Source organism: Candidatus Rokuibacteriota bacterium (genome assembly GCA_016209385.1).
Classification (GTDB): Bacteria; Methylomirabilota; Methylomirabilia; order Rokubacteriales; family CSP1-6; genus JACQWB01.
In genome coordinates, this window is the sequence record JACQWB010000173.1 from 1 (window position 1) to 10,069 (window position 10,069).

A 10,069-nucleotide genomic window follows, 5' to 3' on the forward strand; every position below is an offset into this window, starting at 1 on the left:
GCGGCCTCAACGAGCCGCCCATCGATGGGCGGCTCGTTGAGGCCGCGGAGGCGGACCTCACGGCGCGCGTGATCTCGATGGGGAAGTGCCACCGTGCCTTCGCCCTCACCGGCGCCATGTGCCTGGCCGTGGCGGCGCGGATCGAGGGAAGCGTGGTGGCGGAGAGCGTGTCGGATCCTCTCCCCCTGGGGGAAAGAGAGCAGGGTGGGGGGGCCGACGTCCGGCTCGCCCATCCCTCAGGTGTCCTGCCCATCAACGCTCAGGTTGAGCGGAGGGCGGGCGAGTGGTGGGTACGACACGTGACCGTCTACCGGACGGCCCGCCGTCTGATGGAGGGCTTCGTCCGGGTTCCAGCGCTGATATAATCCCGGCTATCGTGCGCCCCTCAGCCTCGCTCGAAATCGGCGACAGGCTTCGCGTGGGCATACCGGAAAGGAGAAGGGGTATGGAACGCAGCAGGCGCGAGTTTCTCAAGGGTATGGGTGCAGTCGCTATCGGCGGTGGGATCCTCGGCGCGCCGGCGGTCATCCGGGCGCAGACCCGGAAGGGCGTCCCCTCGGACCCGGTGAAGATCGGCGTGCTCGCCTGGCGGGTCGGCATCCCGGCGCCGGTAGGGCAGGCCGGCCAGCGCGGAATCGAGTGGTGGGCGGAGCGCGTCAACAGGGCCGGCGGCATCCTCGGCCGGAGGGTGGACCTGATCATCGAGGAGGAGTCATCTCCGAAGGACACGGTCGAGCGTTTCAGGAAGCTGGCGCTCCAGCTCAAGGTGGACATGATCTCGGGCGCCGTCTCCACGGGGACCGGTCTCGCCCTCGGGCCGCTCGCGGAAGAGCTCCAGATGCTCTGGCTGGCCTGGGACGCGACCACGCAGAAGGGCGTCGAGGAGACGATCCCCAAGCCCAGGTACGCCTTCCGGAGCGTGGACAACGAGGTCGAGGCGATCGGCGGGGCCCTCCTCACGGCGAAGTACTTCAAGGGCATCAAGACCATCGCGGGGATCAACAACGACTACTCCTACGGCCGGGACTGCTGGGACGCGTACCGGGCGGTGCTCAAGCGCTACGTGCCCGACGTGAAGGATGTCCTCGAGCTCTGGCCCAAGCTCGGGGTCACGGACTTCACCTCCCACATCGCGGCGATCCAGCAGGCCAAACCGGACCTCCTCATGACGAGTTTCTGGTCGGGCGACACCACGATCTTGATGAAGCAGGCCGCCGCCGTCGGACTGTTCAAGACGATGAAGGGCTGCTTCACGACGGGCGGGGGCGTGCACGACTCGCTGAAGAAGGAGTTCACGCCCGAAGGGCTGATCCTGGGCTACAACAGCATGTACTTCAACCACGCGGGCGCGAGCCCGCTCTTGAAGCAGTTCGTCCGCGAGTACAAGGCCAAGTACAACGAGTACCCGCCCTACGAGTGCGATCACGCCTACTTCACGGTGGAGGCGTACAAGGCGGCGGTGGAGAAGGCCTACAAGGCGGCCGGCGAGTGGCCGACGAAGGAGCGGATCGCCAAGGCGCTCGAGGGGATCGAGGTCGAGTCGCTGTCGGGGAAGCGCTCGTACCGGGAAGACCACATCCAGATGTGCAACTTCTTCCAGGGGATCACGACCCACAAGAACGAGTTCGACTTCGTGACGATCGACCCGGTGGAGGTCCTGCCGACCACCAAGATCATGAAGCCCTCGGCCGGCGCCAAGCTCTACGACTGGATCAACGCGACGTTCCCGATCAAGCTGTAGCACCGGGTGCTCTCACCACGCGCCAGAGCCCGGCGCGTCGCCGAGGGGGGCTCGATGCCCGTGGGCTCGACTGACAGGAGTATGAGGTTAACCGGTTGATTTAATCCTAAATCCGGCGTGAGTATCTTCCCATGAAGCGGCGGATACGAGCGGGAAGGCGGGAATATTGGCCTTGCGCCGAAAGCTACTTTTTCGTTAGCTTTCGGAACACCGCGCCAATCGTACGTTTCTCGCTCGCAGACGCAGGGAATAGTCGGCCTCTCCCTCTCAAATCCCGCCGGATTCAGGTTAACTGAGCTAATTTGTCAGGAAAAGGGCTTGACAGGGTGGACATTCGATTGTACATTTAAGTGTACATTGGGAGGATAGTTATATGACACAGCTCACGATCACCGAGGCGCGCAAGGGGCTCCTCGACTTACCGGAGAAGCTCGCGCGGGAGCCAGAGCGCACGATCACTATCACGCGCCGGGGTCGCCCTGTACTCGCCGTCATGCCGTGGGAGTTCTACGAGAGCATTGTCGAGACTCTTGACATTCTCAGCGATCCCGAAATGGTCTTGGCGCTCCGGGAGAGCATTGAGGACTTGAAGCGCGGTCGTCTGGTCAGCAATGAGAAGGCCAAGAAGCGCCTCGGGGTATGACCGATCCCGTCTACACGATCAAGTGGACGGAGACAGCACTGAAGCAGGTAGAAGCCATACCCGATCAGCGGATCAGGCGGCTCATCAGTCAACGCGCAGACCAACTCATCCGGTCGCCTGAGCAACAAGGCAAGCCGTTGGTCGCGGAGTTGGCGGGTTTCCGCAGCGTTCGTGCCGTCGGGCAGCGTTACCGTATCGTCTACCGAGTCGAGCGTCGCGAGGTAATCGTTTCCATCGTAGCTGTCGGGAAGCGAAAGGAAGGCGACAAGCGCGATATTTACGCGCTCGCCAAGAAGCTACTGCGCCTCGGCTTGCTTCGCTGAGCTTAGCTCACCGGGATGGGTGTCGGCGGTCGAGGAGGTAAGACGAGCGTAAGAAACATAACCGGCATTCTCGGCCGCTGGCCCTCGCGGCCCCTCGGCCCCTCGCGGCGCTACGATGCTACGGGGCGGATAAAGTGCCTGTCAAGGCGAAAAAGGGCGAGAGCTGGGGCATGCGGGTGCGAGTGGGCAGGTCGGTCGAGGCAGCGGCCACGCGACGCGCGGGACGTGGGGTTTCGGGGACAAAGCGCGACCGACCGCTGGGTTCAGCCAGCACGGGCTAGGCTGCGGTGTCGCAGAACAGGTCAGCGGTAGGGCCGGGAGGCGGCCGGGACGGGTCAGGACTGGGAGCCTCAATCGGGAGCCCCAGATGGGCGAGGATCCGGCGGATGACCCGGGGATCGTCAATGGTCGCAATCAGGCGCAGGCGGCCCCCACAGCGCGGACACGCCAACACGTCAATCTCGAAGGCGCGCCGCATCAGCGCCGCCCACGCCCAGTAGCGTCCGTTGCTCGCGGGCCCCGTTCCTGCGGAGCCTGCGCCAGCAGTGCGGGCATCAGGGTCCTCGGTCGCCTCCCTGCCATAGGCGACGACGTGCCGGCGCCACTGTGCATGCGGGGCCAGCACCCCGTGGTAAATGAGCAGATTGACCTCGGGCCGCGGCGTCAGGGCGGCCAGCTTCTCCAGGAACTCGATGGGCTCAAAGAGCAGATGGGAGGTCCCATCGTGCCAGGCCGTCTTGAGCTTCACCAGCACGCGCCCATCGGCCCGGAGCCGGAGGCGGTCCTGGGCGAGCGGCGGCCGGAGCACATAGCGGCAGAGCCCCTCCAGCCGCGCGCGATCGTTGGCGGGCACCCGCACATTGGCGTGAAGATCGAAGCCGTCCAGGTGCGCCTGGCGGGGCCCGCGGGAGGTGACGCCCTCGGGATCCGGTTCCCGCCCCAGCCGCCGCACCCGCGCCCCCGCGCGCGGGCCCAGCGCCACTCGGCCTTGCACTGAGGCGCTGACGATCCCGGACAGCGAGAGCGATTCCTCCGCGAGCCGGTCCGGTGACCCGGTCGCCTCGTCGCCAGGCTCCAGTCCCCGGCGTGCCAGAAGCCGTCGCACCCCGCGGCGGATGGTGGCGAGCACCCGCGCCACCTCCTCATCGCTCGGGGGTGGCGCCGGGTGGAACTCGAGCCCGCCCGGCGGGTCTTCACTGAACACTCCGTCGAGGGCCAGGGTGTGGAAGTGGACGTTCAAATTCAGCCCACTGCCAAATCGCTGGATTACCGTCAGCGTCCCCGTCCGACCACGCCGAATGCCGCTCTGCCGCGCGCTGCGGCTGTAGAAGCCCAGCAGCGCCCGGGCGTACACGTCCAACACCGCGCGGCTCAAGCCGTGGTCCCACGCGAGCAGGTACCGCAGCCGATACGGCACCGTGAGCACCCACTGGCGCACCGGCACCCGAGGCAGCACATGGTCCACCAAGTGCGCGGCGCGCTCTGTCATCCGCCGGCCCCCGCAGCTCGGACAGAAACCGCGTCCCTTGCAGGAGAACGGCACCAGGCGCTCGAAGGCGCAACTATCACACCGGACCCGGGCGAAGCCATGGGCCAGCACCCCGCACGTCAGGAACTCACGAAACTCCCGCTCGATGAACCGCGGGAGGCCGGCGCCTTCGCCGCGGGCCGCCGCCTCGCGCAGGAAGTCCTCCAGGCGCTCGCGGATGACCGCGTGGAGCACGCTGTGCTCGGCGTCGCGAGGGCGATACACGGGCTGGGCAAGCGCCACGTCCCTGGATACTGCGTGCGCAGCGCCGCGCCAATGCCCAAAGATGGATACACGGTGTCAGTGTCGAGCAAGGCCAACGCGGGTTGCGTCCGCAGCTCAAAGCGGGTCCCCCGAAAGCTGTATGGTAAACTTGCGATGTCATGGGTACGTTTTCAGTTGAGGTTCATGTCCGTCCCGCGGGAATCAGCGATAAGCCGTCTGTCCCCGTCAAATGCCTTGTGGACAGCGGAGCCGCGTTCTGCCAGTTTCCAACCTCTCTTGTGGCCAACCTCGGAATCACCCCCGACCGGCAGGTCCCTGTGGTCCTGGCTGACGGAACCAGACGAGAACTGCCTGCCGCATGGGTCGAAATTCGGTATAGAGACCGCACGGCCTTCACGCTGGTCCTCTGCGGTGGAGACAACGGCCTCACGCTGCTCGGCGCCCATGCCCTTGAAGGATTGGGGTTGGCTGTAGATCCGGTGAGAAAAGTCCTCGAGCCTTCCAGCTTCCCCCTCGCTTAACCAAGCGCGCACCCGCGCGCTTGTCGGGCCGAGGGGTTCGCCCCTTGTTGCGACCTTGCGTGTATAATGTCGGCCCAGGCACGATGTCCAACGCCCTCAATATCCTCCTGAGCGGTGTCTTTCACGCGGCGATCCTCTTCCTGGTGGCCGCGGGCCTCCAGCTCGTCTTCGGGGTCCAGCGGATCTTCAACCTGGCCTGCGGGAGCTTCTACGCCCTCGGCGCGTACGTCGGGGTGTCCGCGGCCAGGGCCGCGGTCGCGGCCGGCGTCCCGCAGGAGCTGTTCATCCTGGCGCTCGTCCTCGCCGGCCTTGCCCTGGCGGTCGTCGGCCCGCTGGTCGAGTGGCTCCTCAGGTTCGTCTACGAGCGGGACGAGACCTTCCAGCTCCTCCTGACGTTCGCCATCGTGCTGATGTTCGAAGACATCATGCGGATGATCTGGGGCACCTCTCCGTTCTCCACGGGCGGGCTCTACCTGGTGTACGGCCGGGTGACGGTCCTGGGCGTCACCGTGCCCGTCTACAACCTCATCGTGATCGCGGCGAGCCTCCTCATCGCGCTCCTCATGGGCTACGTGCTGGTCCGGACGCGCTTTGGGCGGATCGTCCGCGCCACGGCGGAGAACCGGGAGATGAGCGAGGCGCTGGGCGTGAACATGCGGGCCATATACGTGAAGGTCTTCACGCTGGGAACGGTGCTGGGCACACTGGGCGGCGCCCTGGTCATCCCGGCGACTGCCGCCATGAGCGAGATGGGGATCGAACTGATTGTGGAAGCCTTTGCCGTGGTCGTCATCGGCGGGCTCGGCAGCATGCGGGGGGCCTTCGTGGGCGCACTGGTGGTGGGCGTGCTGAGAGCTGTCGCGATCTCGACCTACCCCGAGCTGGAGATGCTCCTGATCTACCTCATCGTGATCGGCGTGCTGGTGCTCCGGCCCAGGGGCCTCTTCGGGGGGGTCGCCGCGTGAAAGGCCGGCTGGCGCTGGCGGCGCTCGCCCTCGCCGTGCTCGCCGTCCCGCACGTGAGCGGCCAGTACTACCCGACGCTGATGCTCACCTTCTTCGCGTACGCCATCGTCCTCCTGGGCCTGAACCTCCTGTTCGGCTACGCCGGCCTCCTCTCCTTCGGTCACGCCCTCTTCATCGGCCTGGGTGCCTACACGGCGGCGTTCCTCACCACCAGGTTCGGCGTGTGGCACATGGAGGCGATCCTGCTGGTCGCCATAGCGGTGGCCGTCCTGGTGGCTGCGCCGGTCGGGGCGCTGTGCGTGCGCTACGTGAAGATCTATTTCGGCATGCTCACCCTGGCCTTCGGCATGTTGTTCTACTCGTTTCTGCTGAAGTTCTACCACCTCACGGGCGGCGACGAAGGGATGCGGGTCCTGCGCCCGTACCTGCTCGGCTTCGACCTCTCCGAGACACCGAAGATCCAGTTTCTGATCGGGCCGTACTACTACTATTCGCTCACGATCCTGGCGGTCGCCACGCTCGTCATGTGGCGGATCGTCAGGTCGCCGTTCGGGCTCTGCCTCAAGTCCGTCCGCGAAAATCCGGTCAAGGCGGAGTCCCTGGGGATCAGCGTCACCCGCTGCCGCTGGTACGCCTTCCTGATCTCGGCGGCCTACGCCTCGGTCGGGGGCGCGCTGCTCGGCCCCACCATCGGGCAGGTGGATCCGGGACTTGTCTACTGGACCCAGTCGGGGAACCTGGTCTTCATGGCGCTCCTGGGCGGCTTCGCCCACTTCTTTGGCCCAATGCTCGGCGCCTTCGTGTTCATCTTCCTCCAGGACGCGATCATGACCGTGGTGCCGTACTGGCGGCTCATCTTCGGGATCATCCTCGCCGGGCTCGTCATCTTCGCTCCGGGCGGGCTCATGGGGCTGATCGGGGGGCGGGCCCGGCTGTGGGGTGAAAAGGCGATCGGGGCGGGGACCCGGTGATCCTCGAGGCCCGCGACATCCGGAAGTACTATGGAGAGTTCTGCGCCCTGGACGGCGTGAGCCTGGCCGTCGGCCCCGGCGAGTTCGTCTCGATCATCGGCCCCAACGGCGCGGGGAAGACCACGCTGATCAACGTGCTGACCGGCCTCCTAGAACCCACGACCGGGCGCGTCTACTTCAAGGAGCGGGACATCACCGGGATCGGGCCCGTGCGGCTCGCCCGAATGGGCATCGCCAGGAGCTTTCAGCTCGTGAGCATCTTCCCCGGACTCACCGTGCTCGAGATGCTGAAGGTCGCCGTGGTCTCCCGGCTCGGCAGAGGGGGCCGGCTGTTCGCCGGGCTGGAGCGGGACCGCGAAGTGACCGGCCTCGCCGTGGAGGTGACCGAACTGTTCGGGCTGGCCGACAAACAGAACGCGCTGGCGAGGCATCTCCCCCAGGGCGACAAGAAGCTCCTGGACGTGGCCTCGGCCTTCGCCCTCCACCCGGAGATCATCCTCCTGGACGAGCCCACGAGCGGCGTGAGCACTCGGGACAAGAACAAGGTCATCGAGATCCTGGTCTCCGCCTCCCGGCGGATCGGGATCAAGTCCATCATCCAGGTCGAGCACGACATGGACATCGTCTTCGCGTACTCCGACCGGATCGTCGCGCTCCACCAGGGCCGGGTCCTGGCCGACAGTACGCCGGAGGAGATCCGGGCCAACGAGGAGGTGGTTAACACGGTGATCGGGCGGAAGGACCGGGCGGTGAGTCGCCGGGAGTCGCGCTCGTGCTGACACTGGATCGCGTGAACGTCTATGTCCAGGCCAGCCACATCCTCAAGGACGTCTCGCTGGCAGTGGGTGAGCGGGAAGTGGCTTGCCTGATCGGGCGCAACGGCGCCGGCAAGACCACGACGCTCAGGACGGTCATGGGATACCTCGCCCCTCACTCCGGGCGGATCGAGTTCAGGAACCGGAGCCTCGCCGGAGCCGCCACCAGCCAGATCGCCCGGCTCGGGCTGGCGTTTGCCCCCGAGGACAGCGGCGTCTTCGCCGATCTCACGGTCGGCGAGAACATCGAGATCGCGACGTGGACCCGCCCGACGGACCGGCCGGCCACAGAGCGCGTGGACCTCGCGTACTCGGTGTTTCCCGGATTGAAACGCTACGAGCGACGGAAAGGAGCCCAGCTCAGCGGCGGCGAGCGCAAGATGCTCTCGATCGCCCGGGCGCTGGCCCTGGATCCCGACCTGCTGCTCCTCGACGAGCCCTTCGAGGGGCTCTCGCCGGCCATCATCCCCACCATCAGCGAGGGCATCCACGCGATCACCCGGCTCGGCCACTCGGTGCTCCTGGCCGAGTCCAACATCCATCACGTCCCGGAGTATACCGATCGCCTCTACGTCATCGAGCGCGGGGAGATCATCTTTGCGGGGAAACCGGCCGAGGTGTATAACAACGAGGGAGTGCTGAAGATCATCGGAGGACTGCCATGACTTCCCTCCCCCTGCTTCCCACGAGCGTGGTCGGGTCCCACGGCAAGCCCGGGTGGTGGTACCCCGCCGTGAAGGCCTACGAGGCCGGGGAGTTCGGCGCAGTAGCGCGTCCTGGAAGCGCAGGGCATTCATGATGTATAATGTGATGTATACTTCGTCCGGGAGGGGAAGAGCCCATGGCGGAAATGGTCCGCAAACAGGTTTATATCGAGCCCCGACAGGAGCAGCTCCTCAAGGCGCTCGCCAGGGAGCTGCGCGTGACGGAGGCAGAGCTGGTCCGCCAGGGCATCGACCGGGGTCTGGCGGGGTTGGGGGAATTGCGTCCGGACCCGGCTGCGTGGAAGGAAGCCGAACGGTATATCCTTCGGCTCATGCGGAAAGGACCGCTCAAGGGGAGGCGGCGATGGACCCGCGAGGAGCTTTATGGCCGGTGAGATCCTCGTGGATACCAATGTGCTCGTGTACGCCTATGACCGGACGGAACCCAGAAAGCAACGGCGAGCCCTCGATGGGCTACGGCGCCTGGTGGCAAGCGGGAAGGGCAGGCTATCGACGCAGATATTGGGGGAGTTTTTCCGGGCGGTGACCTGGAAGATCCGGGCCCCGTTGAGCTCCGCCGACGCGCACAGCCAGGTCGCCACGTTGATCCGTGCCTGGCCCGTTCTTCCGATCACGCCGCTGGTCGTCCTTGAAGCGGCCAGAGGGGTCCGCGATCACCGCCTGCCTTACTGGGACGCGCAGGTATGGGCTACTGCCCGCCTGAACCAGATCGCGGTGGTTTTGAGCGAGGACTTTGAGGACGGTCGGGTGCTCGAGGGGGTTCGGTTCCTAAACCCGTTTGCCCGTGCCTTTGACCTGGCCACCATCGGGTAGCCGTGCTTGCCCGCTCTACTTCGCCGGGCAGGCGATGCTGAGGAAGACTCCCCATGCCCGCGTCACAAGGGAGAGCTGAAGATTATCGGAGGGAGACCATGAGCACGCTGCCATTACTTCCCACAACCGTTGTCGGCTCTCACGGAAAACCGGGGTGGTGGTACGCCGGGGTCAAAGCCTACGAGGCCGGCGAGTTCGGTCCCGCGGACCTGGAGGAGATGTTCGACGACGCCGCGGACACCGCCATCCGCGACATGGAGTGGGCCGGCATCGACATCATCACCGACGGCGAGGTCCGCCGGCTGGACGGTTATGTGGACAGCTACTACGCCATCATCAAGGGAATCCAGCCGATTCCAGCGCGGCGGAAGGCGGGCCCGTGGGGCTACGACCAGCAGACGCGCTACGAGGCCGTGGGGCGGATCGAGACCCCGCCCGGCGGGCTCGGGATCATCAAGGAGTTCGAGTACCTGCAGTCCCACACGGCGAAGCGCACCAAAGCCACATGCGCCGGCCCCCTCACCTTCGGCACGCGGATCCATCCGGGACCCGTCTACAAAGGTGTCGTCGACGGGGCCGAGCGCTTCGCCGAGGTGATCAACGCGGAGCTGAAGGGGCTGGTGGCAGCGGGCGCCGACCTCATCCAGATCGACGAGCCCGCGCGCGGCAACGTCTCAGGCGAGGAGATGGCCCGCCTCTTCAACCTGGCCACGGACGGCGTGAAGGCCAAGCTCGCCTATCACATCTGCTTCGGCAACCGCTTCGGCCGGTCGCGCTTCAACCGCTCCTACCGTCCTTA

General features: G+C 66.1%; 13 protein-coding genes. 12 read left to right on the forward strand and 1 reads right to left on the reverse strand.

Features of this window, described 5'->3' with window-relative positions:
• From HY726_12075 to HY726_12090, 4 genes are all read left to right on the forward strand, one after another.
• On the forward strand, positions 1-365 hold a 365-nt coding region (locus HY726_12075), incomplete at its 5' end, for a hypothetical protein (protein MBI4609733.1).
• Positions 366-445: 80 nt separating this feature from the next.
• Positions 446-1,741 (forward strand): ABC transporter substrate-binding protein, encoded by a 1,296-nt coding sequence (locus HY726_12080; protein ID MBI4609734.1) that lies wholly within the window; start codon positions 446-448, stop codon positions 1,739-1,741.
• A gap of 373 nt (positions 1,742-2,114) precedes the next feature.
• Positions 2,115-2,384: a type II toxin-antitoxin system Phd/YefM family antitoxin gene (locus tag HY726_12085; protein MBI4609735.1), complete on the forward strand. Its 270-nt coding sequence runs from the start codon at positions 2,115-2,117 to the stop codon at positions 2,382-2,384.
• Positions 2,381-2,707, forward strand: coding sequence for a type II toxin-antitoxin system mRNA interferase toxin, RelE/StbE family (locus HY726_12090; GenBank protein MBI4609736.1), 327 nt, complete (start codon positions 2,381-2,383; stop codon positions 2,705-2,707). The genes HY726_12085 and HY726_12090 overlap by 4 nt, the downstream gene beginning before the upstream one ends.
• A gap of 277 nt (positions 2,708-2,984) precedes the next feature.
• Here HY726_12090 and HY726_12095 read toward each other — a convergent pair whose 3' ends face one another.
• Positions 2,985-4,478 (reverse strand): transposase, encoded by a 1,494-nt coding sequence (locus tag HY726_12095; protein MBI4609737.1) that lies wholly within the window; start codon positions 4,476-4,478, stop codon positions 2,985-2,987.
• Positions 4,479-5,064: 586 nt separating this feature from the next.
• Between HY726_12095 and HY726_12100 the strand changes: the two genes are divergently transcribed.
• The 8 genes from HY726_12100 to HY726_12135 all read left to right on the forward strand — a co-directional run.
• Positions 5,065-5,946, forward strand: a complete 882-nt coding sequence (locus tag HY726_12100) for a branched-chain amino acid ABC transporter permease (GenBank protein MBI4609738.1) — start codon at positions 5,065-5,067, stop codon at positions 5,944-5,946.
• Positions 5,947-6,026: 80 nt separating this feature from the next.
• Positions 6,027-6,917 (forward strand): branched-chain amino acid ABC transporter permease, encoded by an 891-nt coding sequence (locus tag HY726_12105; protein MBI4609739.1) that lies wholly within the window; start codon positions 6,027-6,029, stop codon positions 6,915-6,917.
• The gene (locus tag HY726_12110) at positions 6,914-7,696 is read left to right on the forward strand and encodes an ABC transporter ATP-binding protein (protein ID MBI4609740.1); all 783 of its coding nucleotides are present in this window, start codon (positions 6,914-6,916) and stop codon (positions 7,694-7,696) included. The genes HY726_12105 and HY726_12110 overlap by 4 nt, the downstream gene beginning before the upstream one ends.
• Complete coding sequence (locus tag HY726_12115; GenBank protein ID MBI4609741.1) at positions 7,690-8,397, forward strand: ATP-binding cassette domain-containing protein; 708 nt, start codon at positions 7,690-7,692, stop codon at positions 8,395-8,397. The genes HY726_12110 and HY726_12115 overlap by 7 nt, the downstream gene beginning before the upstream one ends.
• The gene (locus HY726_12120) at positions 8,394-8,531 is read left to right on the forward strand and encodes a hypothetical protein (protein MBI4609742.1); all 138 of its coding nucleotides are present in this window, start codon (positions 8,394-8,396) and stop codon (positions 8,529-8,531) included. Before HY726_12115 ends, HY726_12120 begins: the two co-directional genes overlap by 4 nt.
• Positions 8,532-8,573: 42 nt before the next feature.
• Entirely contained in the window at positions 8,574-8,831 is a 258-nt protein-coding gene (locus tag HY726_12125; protein MBI4609743.1) for a ribbon-helix-helix domain-containing protein, read from the forward strand.
• Positions 8,821-9,270: a PIN domain-containing protein gene (locus HY726_12130; protein ID MBI4609744.1), complete on the forward strand. Its 450-nt coding sequence runs from the start codon at positions 8,821-8,823 to the stop codon at positions 9,268-9,270. Before HY726_12125 ends, HY726_12130 begins: the two co-directional genes overlap by 11 nt.
• A 98-nt stretch (positions 9,271-9,368) precedes the next feature.
• Positions 9,369-10,069 (forward strand): methionine synthase (locus tag HY726_12135; protein MBI4609745.1); only part of this gene is annotated, 701 nt, incomplete at its 3' end.

Coding starts and splice junctions, on each gene's coding strand:
- HY726_12080 (MBI4609734.1), top strand. CDS start 446: ATGGAACGCAGCAGGCGCGAGTTTCTCAAGGGTATGGGTGCAGTCGCT.
- HY726_12085 (MBI4609735.1), top strand. CDS start 2,115: ATGACACAGCTCACGATCACCGAGGCGCGCAAGGGGCTCCTCGACTTA.
- HY726_12090 (MBI4609736.1), top strand. CDS start 2,381: ATGACCGATCCCGTCTACACGATCAAGTGGACGGAGACAGCACTGAAG.
- HY726_12100 (MBI4609738.1), top strand. CDS start 5,065: ATGTCCAACGCCCTCAATATCCTCCTGAGCGGTGTCTTTCACGCGGCG.
- HY726_12105 (MBI4609739.1), top strand. CDS start 6,027: ATGCTCACCTTCTTCGCGTACGCCATCGTCCTCCTGGGCCTGAACCTC.
- HY726_12120 (MBI4609742.1), top strand. CDS start 8,394: ATGACTTCCCTCCCCCTGCTTCCCACGAGCGTGGTCGGGTCCCACGGC.
- HY726_12125 (MBI4609743.1), top strand. CDS start 8,574: ATGGCGGAAATGGTCCGCAAACAGGTTTATATCGAGCCCCGACAGGAG.
- HY726_12130 (MBI4609744.1), top strand. CDS start 8,821: ATGGCCGGTGAGATCCTCGTGGATACCAATGTGCTCGTGTACGCCTAT.